Origin of the sequence: Kordia periserrulae (assembly GCF_003054265.1) — a bacterium.
In the GTDB taxonomy this organism is placed as follows: Bacteria; Bacteroidota; Bacteroidia; order Flavobacteriales; family Flavobacteriaceae; genus Kordia; species Kordia periserrulae.
In genome coordinates, this window is the sequence record NZ_QBKT01000001.1 from 489,733 (window position 1) to 505,865 (window position 16,133).

The following is a 16,133-nucleotide window of genomic DNA, read 5'->3' on the forward strand; positions in this document are numbered from 1 at the left end:
GCACATAACATTTCCTAGAAAAGTCCTCCTTGAATGCCGCCTTTGACTCTTCCTAGATGTTTGTAGGCGAGTTCGGTGACTTCTCTTCCTCTTGGTGTTCGAATGATGAATCCTTGTTGTATGAGAAACGGTTCGTACACTTCTTCGATGGTTTCGCCACTTTCAGAAACAGCTGTAGCCAGCGTTGTGATTCCGACTGGTCCGCCTTTGAATTTGTCGATGATGGTTGAAAGAATTCTGTTGTCCATTTCGTCTAGACCATACGCATCTACGTTTAATGCTTTTAGACTAAAACGTGCTATTTCTATATCAATGGTACCATTTCCTTTGATTTGTGCAAAATCGCGTACTCTACGCAACAATGCGTTTGCAATACGCGGCGTTCCACGACTTCTTCCTGCAATTTCAATCGCTGCTTCCATACTGATAGGCACATTGAGTATTTGTGCACTTCGCTGAACGATGGTAGAGAGTAATTCTGTGGAATAGTATTGCAATCGGCTTGCAATTCCGAAACGTGCACGCATGGGCGCGGTAAGCAATCCTGAACGCGTAGTCGCTCCTACTAAGGTAAAAGGATTCAAGTTGATTTGAACGGTTCTTGCATTCGGTCCCGATTCAATCATGATGTCAATTTTGTAATCTTCCATCGCCGAATAGAGGTATTCTTCCACAATGGGACTTAGTCGATGTATTTCATCAATAAATAAGACATCGCGTTCATCGAGATTTGTTAGCAATCCTGCTAAATCACCAGGTTTGTCTAATACAGGTCCCGAAGTCACTTTGATACTTACGCCAAGTTCGTTTGCTAAAATGTGTGCTAGCGTTGTTTTTCCCAATCCTGGAGGCCCATGAAATAAGGTATGGTCTAGCGCTTCATCACGTAGATTTGCCGCTTGGACAAAAACTTCCAAGTTTTCTAATACTTGATCTTGTCCTGTAAAGTCTTCAAAAGACAGCGGACGCAATGCTTTTTCTACGTCTAATTCCTCAGACGAATAGTTCTGATTTGTTGGGTCTAAATTGTCGTTCATTAGAAACAAAGATATAAAAGAAAAGCCTTTCTGTGGAGAAAGGCTTTTTATTATTTGTATTCTCGTTTGAGAACGCTTTTTATTTTTTGAAATTTTTACTCTTGTTACATCTGTTGTTTCAAGAGATTGCCACTTTCGTGGAGATGTTAGTGATGCAATTCTTCTTCACCCTCTTTCATTGGAACTGTTTGCGGCACAAAATCCTCATCGTGTCCAGGTTTGCTATAGTCATACGCCCAACGGTGTACGTGTGGAATTTCTCCTGGCCAGTTTCCGTGAATATGCTCTACTGGAGTTGTCCACTCAAGAGTATTAGATCTCCATGGGTTTTGCGGTGCTTTTTTACCATAAAAAATACTGCTAAAGAAGTTGTACAAGAATACCAATTGGAATGCTCCTCCAATGATGGCAAACATTGTAATTACCACATTCACATCTGCAACATCATCGAATAATGGGAATTCAGAGTTTGTATAATAACGTCTTGGCAATCCTGCCATTCCGATAAAGTGCATTGGGAAGAAAACTCCGTACGCACAGACAGCAGTTACCCAGAAGTGTATGTATCCAAGATTTTTATTCATCATGCGCCCAAATAATTTTGGGAACCAATGATATATTCCTGCAAACATTCCATAGAGTGCAGAGATACCCATTACTAAGTGGAAGTGTGCTACTACAAAATAAGTATCGTGCACGTTAATATCTAAGGTACTATCTCCTAAAATAATTCCTGTCAATCCACCTGTAATGAACGTCGATACCAATCCGATAGAGAATAGCATTGCAGGGTTCATCTGTAGGTTTCCTTTCCAGAGTGTGGTGATATAGTTGAATGCTTTAACGGCAGAAGGAATTGCAATGAGTAGGGTTGTAAATGTAAATACAGAACCTAAGAATGGATTCATTCCTGAGATAAACATGTGGTGCCCCCATACAATTGTTGATAAGAACGCGATTGCCAAAATTGAGGCAACCATGGCTCGATATCCAAAAATAGGTTTTCGAGAGTTCGTAGCAATAATTTCTGAAGTTATACCCAATGCTGGTAATAGTACAATATATACTTCAGGGTGTCCTAAGAACCAGAATAAGTGTTCAAATAATACTGGCGAACCTCCTTGATAGTGTAATGCTTCTCCTTGTATAAATATGTCTGATAGGTAGAACGATGTTCCAAAGCTTCTATCAAAGATTAATAATAATGCTGCAGAAAGTAATACTGGGAACGAAACCACACCAATAATCGCTGTTACAAAGAATGCCCAAATTGTTAATGGCAATCTTGTCATAGACATTCCTTTTGTTCTAAGGTTAATTACCGTAACGATATAGTTTAGCGAACCTAGTAATGATGATGCAATGAATATTGCCATCGATACCAACCATAATGTCATTCCTAATCCAGAACCTGGAATTGCTTCAGGCAAGGCACTTAACGGAGGATAGACTGTCCAACCTGCTGATGCCGCACCACCTTCTACAAATAAAGATAATACCATGATTACACTTGAGATAAAGAATAACCAATAGGATACCATGTTTAAGAATCCTGAAGCCATATCACGTGCTCCAATTTGCAATGGAATTAACAAGTTACTGAACGTACCACTTAAACCAGCAGTTAATACAAAGAATACCATAATGGTCCCATGAATCGTTACTAAGGCTAAGTATTTATCTGCACTCATTACGCCATCAGGTGCCCAGTTTCCTAAGAATATTTCAAAGATTGCGAATGATTCTTTTGGCCATGCAATTTGCATACGGAAAAATATAGACATCATAATCCCGATAACTCCCATAATAGTACCTGTAATTAAGTACTGCTTGGCAATCATTTTGTGATCCTGACTAAATATATATTTAGTAATGAATGTCTCTTTATGATGATGTCCGTGATCGTGTCCGTGATCTCCTGCGTGTGCTGCTGTTGCTGACATATCTATATGTTATATCTTTAGTTTATTTTTATTATTACTTTTTTCCGAAAGTTTCTTGCTCCGCCATCCACTTATCGAAATCTTCTTGACTTTCAACAATTACGTTGATTTGCATGTTGTAGTGCGATTCACCACAGATTTTATTACACAGTAAAAGAAAGTTAAACTCGTAAGGCTCTAATGGCTCTTCTCCTTTGGCAACTAAGGTTTCACTTTTTGCTGCTCTTAGTGCATTGATTCGACTTACTTTTTTCTGAATTTTTGATGTTTGACGCATTTCATCTGTTGTCATAGTAGGCGTCATTGCAAATTCTGTAATCATCCCTGGAACACAGTTCATCTGCATTCTAAAGTGTGGCATGTATGCAGAGTGCAATACATCTTGCGAACGCATTTTGAATACCACTTTACGATTTACAGGTAAATGTAATTCTTGTACAATTACATCATCTTGTGCGTATTTGTCTTCTCTATCCAATCCGAGAATGTTTGGATTGTCTCCTAAGTCAATTAAACGAACGTTTGCTTTTCCAAGCACATTGTCTTCTCCAGCGTATCTAACTTTCCAGTTGAACTGTTGTGCGTATAATTCTACCACAATTGGATCATCGTCCATATTTACGTCCATGATTTCGTTCCACGTGAATAATCCGTAAAGAATTAAACCTGCCAACGTAATTACTGGAATGATGGTCCAAATGAACTCTAATTTATCGTTATCTGCGTAGTATAATGCTTTTCTTCCTTTTTTACCTCTGTACTTATACGCAAAGTAGTGAAGTAACGCTTGTGTTACTGTTTGCACAAAGAAGATTAATACCATAGATATAATCATCAATGTATCTACACTCGATCCGTGTTCTGAAGCTGCATTTCCAATCAATGGCAAATCTCCCCATTTCCAGAAAGAAATGATTGTTATGATGTATATGAACATCAAGAACCCCATCATTAGGTATCCATTGATATTGTTATCCTTGTCATTCGCTATTTGCGTATTATCGGCTTTTGCTTGCGATAAGTCAAATATCTTCGTCAACTGCCAAATTGCGATTGCAATGAGGATAAGTACTATAAACGTTAGTAAACCAGTAGTCATCTTATTTTATACTGTTTTGAAATTAATTAATAATGAAAGTGTTTACTTTCTTCAATAAACGGATTTCGTTTCGCCATTAATGGTGCCTTCGTAAGTGTGGTAAACACTACAAAGATGAATAATCCTAAGAATAATAGTATTGCGCCTACTTCAGCCAATCCTAGCGACCATTGCGCTCCAACTGTTGCTGGCATTACCATGTTGAACACATCAAGATAGTGACCGAATAGAATTACAATTCCTGCAATTACAATAATCCAGTTTAATCTCTTGAAATCACTATTCATTAAGATTAGTAATGGGAATATTAGGTTTAAGCCTAACATTCCAAAGAATGGTAAGGTATAATCGTCAATTCGTGTGATGAAGTAGGTAACTTCTTCTGGAATGTTTGAATACCAGATTAACATGAATTGAGAGAACCATAAATATGTCCAGAAAATACTGATACCAAACATAAATTTTGCTAAATCGTGTAAATGGCTATCATTTACATATTCTAGATATCCTCTTGATTTAAGATATATGGTGATTAATGCGATTACGGTGATTCCAGACACAAACATACTTGCGAATACATACCATCCAAATAGTGTACTGAACCAGTGGTGATCAAAAGACATAATCCAATCCCAAGACATCATAGATTCTGAGATTAAGAATAGTACTAAGAATACTGCAGCCAATCGGAAGTTTTTCTTAAAGTTGCTATTGTCGTTTGAGTTGTCTTGTTTTACAGAGAAACGTCTTGATAAAATGCTATATACAATCCAAATAGTACTGTAAATGATGGCTCTTACAAGAAACGCTGTGGTGTTTAACCAACCGCTTTTTCCGTCAGTAAGTTTGTCATATTTTAACTCATTAGTTTTATCAATTAAATCAGGATCCATCCAGTGGAATAAGTGATTTAAGTGCAAACTTGGAAAACTCAATACTATCAATGCAATGATGATAATTGTTCCAGGAATGATGTAGGCACCAATTCCTTCCATCACTCTAAATAGTAATGGTGACCAACCTGCTTGTGCGGCACGTTGAATAGCATAAAATGCTAATACGCCTAGTGCAATCATCATAAAGAAGAATGCTGCTACGTATACTGCTGCCCAAGGCTTGTTTTGTAATTGATCTAAATGATGCTTATCGATGTCAGCTTGACTTTTATGATGTCCGCCATCTGTTGCATGGTGTGCTGTTTCACTATGTGCATTGTCATGAGATTCACCTCCATGAGTTTCTGCTTTGTGGTCACTGTGATTTGCTGTTTTATCTGCATCATGCGTTTCAGTTCCGTGAGAAGCACCATGCCCATGTGCATCATGAGCGGCATGCATTGCTTTCATTTCTTCAACCGTACCAGGCGTATTCATGAAGCTCAAAGCAACCATGATGGCTCCAACTACAAAGGAAGCTATTGCAAAAAGTCTTAATCTATTTGAAAACGTATACATTGTATATAATTCTATATCGTTATTGGTCTTATTTTTTCTCTAATTCTGCTTTCAACTGTAATACATGCTGCACTACTTGCCAGCGCTCTTCAGTATCTAATTGACTTGCGTGCGATCCCATGTTGTTTTTACCATACATTAATACATGATAAATACTACCTTCTGTGATAGCTCTTGCGGCATCGTCATATCTTGGAATTCCTAAGAATTTTTCACGCTTCACTAACGTTCCTTGTCCGTCACCTTTGTTTCCGTGACAAATAGCACAATAGATTCCGTAAAGCTCTTTTCCTTTTGCTAGGTTTTCTTCGGTAGTCGCTAATGGATTTTTCAATTCCGCTTTTGCAGCTTCATATCCTTCATTGGTATCGTCATACTCATACGGCATCCAACCTCTTTTCACACTTCCTTCTGCAGGAATTTGCGCTTCCATATTGTGTACTGCATATTCTCCGTAAGGCACACCGTCTACTTCTTGATATGCTTCATATCCTACAGATTCATACATGTTAGGAAAGTATTGATAGTTTGGCTGCGATTTATCAAAGCATGAAGACATCAGCAACGCTGCTCCAAAAACGACTCCTATTTTTATAAGGCTCTTCATAATTCTTATTAATGCTTTTCTGTAACTTTAATTTCTGTAGCACCTGTTTCTAACAACAATGCTTTTAATTCTTCTTCGTTTCCGTGAACTGATACTTCCATTAAAAAGTGATCATCTGTTGTTCTTGGATCAGGATTTTCAGCTTCTTTAAACGGCCATAATTTACTACGCAGGTAAAATGTAATTACCATTAAATGCGCTGCAAAGAAAACGGTCATCTCAAACATAATTGGCACGAATGCTGGCATGTTTTCTAGGAAACTAAAACTTGGTTTTCCACCTATGTTTTGTGGCCAATCAACAATCATGATATAATACATCATGGTAACGGCAACTGACAGTCCAACACAACCATACATAAATGCTGTAATGGCCAATCGCGTAGGCGCTAATCCCATAGCTTTGTCTAGTCCGTGCACAGGAAATGGCGTGTACACTTCTTCGATATGATGATTTTCTTGACGCACTTTTTTCACTGCTGCCATTAGCACATCATCATCAATATACATTGCTTGTATTACTTTACTACTCATGGTTACCGTCTCTTAGTTTTTTATATTTTTCTCCTGATGATTTTAAGATTGATTTTACTTCCGCCTGTGCAATTACAGGGAATGTTCTAGAGTATAGTAAGAACAATACAAAGAAGAAACCAATTGTACCAATAAATATTCCTATGTCTACAAACGTTGGAGAGAACATCGTCCATGATGATGGAAGGTAATCTCTGTGTAATGAGGTTACGATAATTACGAAACGCTCAAACCACATTCCAATGTTTACGACAATAGAGATGATAAAAGAGAACATGATACTTGTTCTTAATTTTTTAGACCACATAAATTGTGGAGAGAACACATTACATGTCATCATTGCCCAATATGCCCACCAGTAAGGTCCGGTTGCTCTGTTTAAGAATGCATATTGTTCGTATTCTACTCCAGAATACCACGCGATGAATAACTCTGTAATATACGCACATCCTACGATAGAACCTGTAATCATGATTACGATGTTCATCAATTCGATGTGTTGTAGTGTGATATAGTCTTCCATATTACACACCTTTCTCATGATGATTAATAAGGTGTTTACCATGGCAAATCCTGAGAAAATTGCTCCTGCAACGAAATACGGAGGGAAAATTGTCGTGTGCCATCCTGGAATTACCGACGTTGCGAAGTCAAACGATACAATGGTGTGTACCGAAAGTACTAATGGTGTTGCTAATCCTGCTAATACCAATGATACTTCTTCAAAACGTTGCCAGTCTTTAGCACGTCCACTCCATCCAAAACTTACCAAACTGTATATTTTCTTTTGGAAAGGTTTTACCGCTCTATCACGAATCATAGCGAAATCTGGCAATAAGCCTGTCCACCAGAATACTAAGGATACCGATAGATACGTAGAAATCGCGAATACGTCCCAAAGTAATGGTGAGTTAAAGTTCACCCAAAGTGAACCAAACTGGTTTGGAATTGGCAATACCCAATATGCCAACCATGGACGTCCCATGTGAATGATTGGGAATAAACCTGCCTGTACTACTGAGAAAATGGTCATCGCTTCCGCAGAACGGTTAATTGCCATTCTCCATTTTTGACGGAATAGTAAGAGTACGGCAGAAATCAGCGTTCCTGCGTGACCGATACCAACCCACCAAACGAAGTTTGTAATATCCCAAGCCCAACCAACAGTTTTGTTAAGACCCCAAACTCCAATTCCAGTAGATATTGTATATATAATACATCCAATTCCCCAAAGGAATGCTACCAAAGCAATTGAGAATACTATCCACCATTGCTTATTTGCTTTTCCTTCTACTGGAGCTACGATATCAAGAGTTACATCGTGATATGATTTGTCTCCAGTTACTAAGGGTTTTCTTATAGGTGCTTCGTAATGCGACGCCATAATCAGTTTATAATTGTTTCTTATTAATTATTTTTATGCTTCTTTCGTATTTCTCACTTTTACGTGATACTGTACATTTGGTTTTGTTCCTACATGCTCCAACAAGTGATACATACGCTCGTCTTCATGCAATTCAGCAACTTTACTTTCTTTATCATTCAAGTCACCAAATACCATTGCTCCTGAACTACAAGCAGCAGAACATGCTGTTTGGAATTCACCATCTTTGATTTGACGTCCTTCACGCTTCGCATCCAAGATTGTTTTTTGTGTTTTTTGAATACACATAGAACATTTTTCCATTACACCTCTTGAACGAACTACAACGTCTGGGTTTAATACCATACGTCCTAAATCGTCATTCATGTGGTAATCGAATTCATCATTCTTATTGTATAAGAACCAGTTGAATCGACGTACTTTGTATGGACAGTTGTTTGCACAGTAACGTGTTCCTACACAACGGTTATACGCCATGTGGTTTTGACCTTGACGCCCGTGAGATGTTGCCGCCACAGGACATACTGTTTCACATGGTGCGTGATTACAGTGCTGACACATTACAGGCTGGAACGCTACTTGTGGATTTGCTGCTGGACTTTCCATTTCAAGGAAACCTCCTAGAGATCCGTTTTCACCAAACAATCCACTCATATTTTCTTTCTTCTCTACATCACCACTAAAGGTATCTGCTGAAGAGTAATATCTATCAATACGCAACCAGTGCATATCTCTACTGCGTCTTACTTCTGTTTTACCAACTACTGGCACATTGTTTTCTGCGTGACATGCAATTACACATGCTCCACATCCTGTACAAGCGTTTAAGTCAATTGATAAATTAAAGTGATGTCCGACAGAACGATCAAACTCAGCCCACATATCTGCTTTTGGACTTGTTGCATCAATCATTTCGTGATCGCGAGATACGTGTGGCATCGGATTCCACTCACGGTAATGCTCTGTATTGAAAACTTCTAATGTAGTTTCTTTTACAATATCGCCTCTACCCATTAAGGTATTGTGTAACTGAACGCATGCAAATTCATGTTCTCCACCAACTGCTTCTACAGAAACATTTTGAACATTGTTGAAGTTTTGATACACTTTGTAAGCGTTCACTCCCGTTTGCATTTCTTTTTTGATTCCAGCAGTTTTACCGTAACCTAATGCTAAACCAACGGTTCCTGGCGCTTGTCCTGGCTGAATGATTACTGGAACTTTGATTGGCTCTGAACCGTTTACTGTAATGTTAGCATACGAACCATTCAATCCGCCGTTTGCTACATTCCAGTTTTTCAAACCTTTTGCCTCTGCATCTGCCTGAGAAACCGTTAAGTAGTTATCCCAAGAAGCTCTGGTGATTGGATCAGGGAATTCTTGCAACCAAGGGTTGTTTGCTTGCTGTCCGTCTCCCATTCCAGTTTTCGTGTACAATACCAACTCCATTCCAGAAGCTGCTGCTGTACTTGCTAATTTTTGAGCTTGTGCTGCTGCACTACTCGTCACAACTGTTTCAGTTTCAGTTTCGTTTGTCGCTTCTGCATCTGCATCTTCCATAGCTGCGGTAGCTTCCGCTGCCAAACTTACTGTTGCTGTTGTTTTAAATACTCCGTCATGCACTGCTTGATTCCAAGAAGTTCCTCCTAAGATATCAGCCGTCCAAGTTGCGCGTAAGTATTCGTAGTATGATTTGTCATTTCCAGTCCACTTTAATAAAGCGTCTTGAAATTGCCTTGTATCAAATAATGGACGAATTGTAGGCTGCGTAATTCCGTAGTGACCTTTTTTGATTTCTACATCTCCCCAAGATTCTAAGTAATGTGGAGCCGCGGCTACATATTTCGTAGTTATAGCAGTTTCATCATCTTTTTGTGTGAATGTTACTGCCAAGTCTAATTTCTTTAATCCTTCTGCAAATTCGTCTCCGTTTGCTAAAGTATATACAGGATTTACGCCTGCCATGATGATTCCGCCTACAGCACCAGCTTTCATATCACTGATGAGTTTTGCTACAGCTTTATCACTTCCTTGACGTAATTTTCGTGGTGCACTGGTATCAAATGCTTTACTTGCCAATGCTTCGTTGATTGCCAACACTAGGCTTTGCGCATCCACATCGTTGATTCCAGTTACTACAACCGCTTTAGAACCTGCTTGCTTTAGTTGACCTGCCGCATTTTTGATAGCTTGTTCTACATTTGCCGCTAATTTTCTGCCAGAAACAGAAGTTCCAGTAATTTCAGCGTATAATTTAGCCAAGGCTACTTTTTGGTCTGCCACAGTTAATGGAACACGTTTGTCAGCGTTTGCTCCAGACAACGTCATGTTTGATTCAAACTGCACGTGTCTTGACATTTTTTTATGTCCTTTGGTTCCATGTGGAATTCTTCCTTTCGCATATCCGTCGTCATATCCGCCACCTTGCCAATCTCCTAAAAAGTCAGCACCAACTGATACAATTACTTCTGCTTTTGAGAAATCATAATCTGCCAATCCTCTTTCGCCGTATTTTGCTTCAAAAGCGTCTAAAGCTGCCGATTCAGAAACTGCGTCGTATACAACGTGCTTCACGTTACCAAATTTCGCAGTAAATTCACCTACTAATTTTGCTACTGAAGGACTTGCAAAAGTTTGTGTCAATAACACAATTTGCTTTCCAGAAGCACTGATTTGATTTAGTTTTTGACCAACTTCCGCATCAAACGTTTCCCAAGTAGTGTCTTTACCATCAATTTTTGGCTTTTTCACTCTCATGCTATCATATAAAGATAGTACAGACGCATGAACTCTTGCATTTGCGCTTCCTTTAGTAATAGCTTCTTTGTTGTTTTCTACTTTGATTGGACGACCTTCTCTTGTTTTGATTAAGATACTCGCAAAATCGTATCCATCAGCAATTGTTGTTGCGTAATAATCTGCAACTCCAGGAATGATAGTTTCTGGCTGAATTACATAAGGAATTGATTTAACTACAGGTCCTTCACAAGCTGCTAAAGTTGCAGCAGCTGTACTAAAACCAACGTATTTAAGAAAGTCTCTACGAGAAGTTGAAGAAGATTCTAACGTTTCTTTGTCTCCCAAGAATTCATCTACAGGAACTTCCTCTACAAACTCATTCTGTCTAAGCGTCTCAACAATAGAGCTATTTTCGTTTAGCTCCTCAACACTTTTCCAGTATTTCTTGTTTGATGCCATATTATATATATAAAATTAGCTTCTTAAATTAGTATTAATAGTGACATTTTCCACATTCAAGCGCACCCATTTCAGCTGCTTTGAATGATTCAACACCATATTTTTCTTTTAACTGCTCGTGAATTTTTTCGTAGTATGCATTTCCTCTGAAATTCACATCGGTTTCTCTGTGACAGTTGATACACCATCCCATTGTTAGTGGCGAATGCTGTTCTACAATTTCCATACTTTCAATTTCACCGTGACATGTTTGACACTCAACACCAGCTACAGAAACGTGCTGCGAGTGATTGAAATATACAAAGTCAGGCAAATTGTGAATACGAATCCATTTTACTGGTTTTTGCTCATTCACGTAATCTTGCTGTGTTGGATCCCAACCAACAGCATCGTATAATTTTTGAATTTCTTTGTTGTAATCTACTCCGTATTTTGTGATTCCTTCCTGCTGCACTTCTTCCGCAACTTGCGCGATGTTTTTGTGACAGTTCATACATACATTTAAAGAAGGAATTCCTGAATGCTTACTTACTCTTGCAGAAGAGTGACAGTATTTACATTCTATTTTGTTATCACCCGCGTGAATTCTGTGCGAGTAATGAATAGGCTGAATTGGCTGGTATCCTTGATCAATTCCAATTTGCATGAAGTAGCCATACGCGAAATATGCCGCTCCTAACATAAAGAAGATTGTTGCAACAATGACTAAGAACTGATTTTGAACAAATGCTTTCCAAATAGAAGTTTTACTAACTTCTTCTTCCAAACTCACGGTTCCATTTGCAATAGCAAACTTGCGCAATGTTTTGTTTACTAAGAACAATCCTAACGCCAATAATCCGAATAATACGATTAAAGCAGTTAATACAATCTCAGTTGAAAATCCAGATTCTACAACCTGCGACTTACCACCATCTCCATTATCCACTACTATTGGTGCTTTTTCCTGAGCCGTATACGCTAAAATATTATCAATATCTTCATTTGACAATGTTGGAAACGCCGTCATTTGACGCTTGTTGTACTTTTCATACACTTCAACAGCATAACGATCTCCCGATTTGATAAGTGCGCTACTGTTTTTAATCCACTTGTACAACCATTCACGACCAAGTCCTTGCTCCTCATCTAAGCGAGCTTCAATATTTCTCAACATTGGACCTGTAGACATTGCGTCTAGTTTGTGACAGGCAGCACAGTTAGCTTTAAATGATGCTTCTCCAGCTTTGATTGCAGCTTCATCTTGCGCAAATGCAACAGTTGAAAATGCTAACATCAGCGCTAATGCGGTTCCTAAAATTCTTGAAATTGAATTGCGGCGATTCACCTTTTTCATATTTGTTATCTTCTTAATTTGGCATGATTTTTTCTAAGCTTGATTACAACTTAGGTATTAGTGCTTATTCCAAATCTGCACAAAAATACAAATCACGGGCAATTTGCGAAATTATACTGAACTCTTAATTTGTAATTTATAGTAATTCTAAATAACAATTTTACCAGTTTGTTCGTTAGGTTGTTTTACATTTGTAATAAATTATATTCATTATGAGATTTTTAGCTAAAAAAAGATATTTTTATTTGTTGATTTTGACGTTTTTTCTTGCAGAAAATGCTGTTGCTCAGGAAGGTGAAATTTCCATTTCAAAAGACCCAAAAATTGACAAATTACTTGAATTTCAAAAAGAAATCAATCAGGAAACCGATAATGACAATCGCTTAAAGATTCAAATTTTTAATGGCAATCTTCGAAATGCTGAAAAAGTGAAATCGCAGTTTGAGTCAAAGTATGTAGATATTCCTACAACTATTAAGTTTGAAACGCCAAATTACAAAGTTTGGGTTGGAAATTTTAGAACAAGCTTAGAAGCAGAACGGTATTTGATTGAAGTGAAAGAGACATTTCCTAACGCATTTATTTTTACACCTCCAAAGAAGAAGAAATAGATTTTATAGCTTACTATTATTCCATAAAAAAAGGATTGCGCTTGCAATCCTTTTTTTATGTCTATGTACATTATTTATTATAGTGTTTTCTTCACGGCTACTTCTTGGAAAGCTTCTACAATATCACCTTCTTTGATGTCGTTGTAGTTTTTGATTTGCAATCCGCAATCATATCCTTTGCTTACTTCTTTTACATCGTCTTTGAAACGTTTTAACGAAGCCAATTCACCTGTAAAGATGACAACTCCATCACGTATTAAACGAATGTTAGAGTTTCTGTAAATTTTACCGTCCGTCACCATACATCCAGCAATGGTACCAATTTTAGAGATTTTGAACGTTTCTCTAATTTCAGCATTTCCTGTGATTTCTTCTTTCATTTCAGGCGACAATAATCCTTCCATCGCATCTTTTACATCGTTGATAGCATCATAGATGATAGAGTATGTTCTGATATCGATTTCTTCTTTATCCGCTACCACTCTTGCATTTCCTGCTGGTCGAACGTTAAATCCGATGATAATCGCATCTGAAGCGGTTGCTAATAATACATCACTTTCTGTGATAGCACCTACACCTTTGTGAATGATTTTCACTTCAATTTCTTCGGTAGATAGCTTTTGGAATGAATCTGTCAACGCTTCAACCGAACCATCCACGTCACCTTTTAGAATGATGTTTAATTCTTGGAAGTCACCAATTTTGATTCTTCTACCAATGTCAGATAACGTTGTTCTACGTTGCGTTCTTACCGATTGCTCACGCAATAATTGTGTACGTTTTGCAGCAATTTGCTTCGCGTCTTTTTCATCTTCAAAAACATTGAATTTATCTCCCGCTTGCGGCGCACCATCTAAACCAAGTACAGATACTGGCGTTGACGGATTGGCTCTTTTCACTTTTTTACCGCGCTCATCAAACATTGCTTTTACTTTTCCGCTATGTTTTCCTGCTAGTAAATAGTCTCCAATTTTTAAAGTTCCGCTTTGTACTAAGATGGTGGACACATATCCACGACCTTTGTCAAGGAATGCTTCTACCACAGTACCAACCGCGTTTTTATCAGGATTTGCTTTTAGTTCTAATAATTCAGCTTCTAACAATACTTTTTCCAACAATTCACCTACACCAACTCCTGTTTTAGCAGAGATATCGTGCGATTGGATTTTTCCTCCCCAATCTTCTACCAACAAGTTCATACCTGCAAGTTTCTCCTTGATTTTTTCTGGATTTGCTGTCGGTCTATCAATTTTGTTAATCGCAAATACAATAGGCACTCCAGCCGCTTGCGCGTGACTGATAGCTTCTTTTGTTTGCGGCATTACATCATCATCTGCAGCAATTACAATAATTGCAATATCGGTTACTTTAGCACCACGTGCACGCATCGCTGTAAAGGCTTCGTGACCAGGTGTATCTAAGAATGTAATACGTTGTCCGCCATCTAACGTAACACCGTATGCTCCGATGTGCTGTGTGATTCCTCCAGATTCTCCCGCGATTACGTTTTCACTACGGATATAATCTAGTAAAGATGTCTTACCGTGGTCAACGTGTCCCATCACCGTTACGATTGGCGCTCTTGGCACTAAATCTTCTGGCGCATCTTCTTCTTCTTGAATCGCTTCTTCAATTTCTGCTGAAACGAAATCAACCGTAAATCCGAATTCTTCTGCTACAATTGTTAAGGTATCTGCATCCAAACGTTGGTTTTGCGTCACCATAATTCCAAGCATCATACATTTAGAGATGATGTCATTGACACTAACATCCATCATCGTTGCAAGTTCTCCTACAGTTACGAATTCTGTAGCTTTTAACACCTTGCTTTCTGCTGCTTGTTGCTCTAAATCTTCCTCTGCTTTTTGTCGGTGAATATCACGCTTTCCTCTACGGTATTTAGCACCTTTAGACTTGCTGCTTTTCCCTTGTAGTTTTTCAAGCGTTTCTCGTACTTGTTTTTGTACTTCTTCTTCTGTTGGCTCAACTTTTACCAAAGGTTGCTTACGATTGCCTCCTCTGCGGCTTCCGCCACGATTATTGCCACTATTGCCGCCAGCTTTGTTTCCAAATTTACCTCCTTGACGGTTGTTGTTGGCAGCACCACCAGCACCCGTTTTAGAAATACGCTTACGTTTTTTACGCTTGTCAGCCTCCGAGTCTTTCTTAGAATCTTCTTTCTTCTTTTTGGATTTGTTGAACTGCGTCAAATCAATTTTTTGACCTGTCATTTTAGGTCCTGAAAGTTTTTGATATTTTGTTTCAATCACTTTCTTTTCAGGTTCTTGCGAAGTATCAGCAGCAGTTTCATTTGCTACTGGTTTTTCAACAGCTTTAGGTTTTTGCACTTCTTTTTGAACCTGCTTTGGTTTTGAGAATTTCGGTCTATTAGAGATGGTTTCAGACTTTTCTGGCTTGCTTTCTTTTTCAGACTCAGCAGCCTTCTCAATAGTTTTTGGAGCTTCTTTTTGCGGAGCTTCTTCCGTTGTTTGTTCGGTAGCTTTTGGCGCTTGCTCAGCTTCTTTCTCTTCCGTTGACGACGTATCTTTTTGAGGGTTTAGATCTATTTTTCCTATCGTTTTCGGTCCAGATAAATTTGCTTTGGCACGCACTACTTTTTCGCGCTCTTCACGTAAGCGTTGTGCTTCTTCTTGTTCTTTTACAAGTTGTTCACGCAATGCTTCTTTCTCCTTCCTTTTTTCTTCCCCAATTTCTTTGGAAGCTCTTTTTTTGCTTTTGTCAGTTTGAAATTCATCCAATAGCACATTGTATATTTCTTGCGATATTTTAGTCGTCGGTCGTTTGTCCACAGAGAAACCATTCTGCGCCAAATGATCGACAGCTCTATCGATAGAAATGTTTAATTCGCGTAGTACTTTACTAAGCCTTATTTGTTTTTGTTCAGCCATAAGCTATTTTAAATTTTACCCT

At 38.4% G+C, this 16,133-nt stretch carries 11 protein-coding genes; 1 reads left to right on the forward strand and 10 read right to left on the reverse strand.

Annotated elements, in window-relative coordinates; all coding sequences use genetic code 11:
- Nucleotides 1–14: 14 nt before the first annotated feature.
- From ruvB to C8N46_RS02275, 9 genes are all read right to left on the reverse strand, one after another.
- Complete coding sequence (gene ruvB / locus C8N46_RS02235) at nt 15–1,037, reverse strand: Holliday junction branch migration DNA helicase RuvB (protein WP_108113218.1); 1,023 nt, start codon at nt 1,035–1,037, stop codon at nt 15–17.
- Between the two features lie 146 nt (nt 1,038–1,183).
- Entirely contained in the window at nt 1,184–2,980 is a 1,797-nt protein-coding gene (locus tag C8N46_RS02240) for a cytochrome c oxidase subunit I (RefSeq protein ID WP_108113219.1), read from the reverse strand.
- Between the two features lie 34 nt (nt 2,981–3,014).
- On the reverse strand, nt 3,015–4,079 hold the full coding sequence (locus C8N46_RS02245; protein ID WP_108113220.1) for a cytochrome c oxidase subunit II: 1,065 nt from the start codon (nt 4,077–4,079) through the stop codon (nt 3,015–3,017).
- 26 nt (nt 4,080–4,105) lie between these two features.
- Nucleotides 4,106–5,533: a quinol:cytochrome C oxidoreductase gene (locus C8N46_RS02250; protein ID WP_108113221.1), complete on the reverse strand. Its 1,428-nt coding sequence runs from the start codon at nt 5,531–5,533 to the stop codon at nt 4,106–4,108.
- A 28-nt stretch (nt 5,534–5,561) separates the two neighbouring features.
- On the reverse strand, nt 5,562–6,140 hold the full coding sequence (locus C8N46_RS02255) for a c-type cytochrome (RefSeq protein WP_170110053.1): 579 nt from the start codon (nt 6,138–6,140) through the stop codon (nt 5,562–5,564).
- A gap of 8 nt (nt 6,141–6,148) precedes the next feature.
- Nucleotides 6,149–6,673, reverse strand: coding sequence for a DUF3341 domain-containing protein (locus C8N46_RS02260; protein WP_108113222.1), 525 nt, complete (start codon nt 6,671–6,673; stop codon nt 6,149–6,151).
- Nucleotides 6,666–8,057 carry an NrfD/PsrC family molybdoenzyme membrane anchor subunit gene (gene nrfD / locus C8N46_RS02265; protein ID WP_108113223.1) on the reverse strand — a complete coding sequence of 464 codons (1,392 nt, stop codon included), beginning with the start codon at nt 8,055–8,057 and terminating at the stop codon, nt 6,666–6,668. Before nrfD ends, C8N46_RS02260 begins: the two co-directional genes overlap by 8 nt.
- A 33-nt stretch (nt 8,058–8,090) precedes the next feature.
- Entirely contained in the window at nt 8,091–11,255 is a 3,165-nt protein-coding gene (locus C8N46_RS02270) for a TAT-variant-translocated molybdopterin oxidoreductase (protein ID WP_108113224.1), read from the reverse strand.
- Between the two features lie 34 nt (nt 11,256–11,289).
- A complete protein-coding gene (locus C8N46_RS02275) occupies nt 11,290–12,591 on the reverse strand; it encodes a cytochrome c3 family protein (protein ID WP_108113225.1) in 1,302 nt (433 codons plus the stop codon).
- Nucleotides 12,592–12,803: 212 nt separating this feature from the next.
- Here C8N46_RS02275 and C8N46_RS02280 point away from each other — a divergent pair, with 212 nt between their 5' ends.
- Nucleotides 12,804–13,202 (forward strand): SPOR domain-containing protein, encoded by a 399-nt coding sequence (locus C8N46_RS02280; protein ID WP_108113226.1) that lies wholly within the window; start codon nt 12,804–12,806, stop codon nt 13,200–13,202.
- Between the two features lie 77 nt (nt 13,203–13,279).
- On the opposite strand, the gene infB is transcribed toward C8N46_RS02280, so the two are convergent.
- The gene (gene infB / locus C8N46_RS02285) at nt 13,280–16,111 is read right to left on the reverse strand and encodes a translation initiation factor IF-2 (RefSeq protein ID WP_108113227.1); all 2,832 of its coding nucleotides are present in this window, start codon (nt 16,109–16,111) and stop codon (nt 13,280–13,282) included.
- Nucleotides 16,112–16,133: the final 22 nt, after the last annotated feature.

Bases quoted from the DNA above. Each gene is read 5' to 3' on its own strand.
- ruvB (WP_108113218.1), bottom strand. From the start codon at position 1,037: ATGAACGACAATTTAGACCCAACAAATCAGAACTATTCGTCTGAGGAA.
- C8N46_RS02240 (WP_108113219.1), bottom strand. From the start codon at position 2,980: ATGTCAGCAACAGCAGCACACGCAGGAGATCACGGACACGATCACGGA.
- C8N46_RS02245 (WP_108113220.1), bottom strand. From the start codon at position 4,079: ATGACTACTGGTTTACTAACGTTTATAGTACTTATCCTCATTGCAATC.
- C8N46_RS02250 (WP_108113221.1), bottom strand. From the start codon at position 5,533: ATGTATACGTTTTCAAATAGATTAAGACTTTTTGCAATAGCTTCCTTT.
- C8N46_RS02255 (WP_170110053.1), bottom strand. From the start codon at position 6,140: ATGAAGAGCCTTATAAAAATAGGAGTCGTTTTTGGAGCAGCGTTGCTG.
- C8N46_RS02260 (WP_108113222.1), bottom strand. From the start codon at position 6,673: ATGAGTAGTAAAGTAATACAAGCAATGTATATTGATGATGATGTGCTA.
- nrfD (WP_108113223.1), bottom strand. From the start codon at position 8,057: ATGGCGTCGCATTACGAAGCACCTATAAGAAAACCCTTAGTAACTGGA.
- C8N46_RS02270 (WP_108113224.1), bottom strand. From the start codon at position 11,255: ATGGCATCAAACAAGAAATACTGGAAAAGTGTTGAGGAGCTAAACGAA.
- C8N46_RS02275 (WP_108113225.1), bottom strand. From the start codon at position 12,591: ATGAAAAAGGTGAATCGCCGCAATTCAATTTCAAGAATTTTAGGAACC.
- C8N46_RS02280 (WP_108113226.1), top strand. From the start codon at position 12,804: ATGAGATTTTTAGCTAAAAAAAGATATTTTTATTTGTTGATTTTGACG.
- infB (WP_108113227.1), bottom strand. From the start codon at position 16,111: ATGGCTGAACAAAAACAAATAAGGCTTAGTAAAGTACTACGCGAATTA.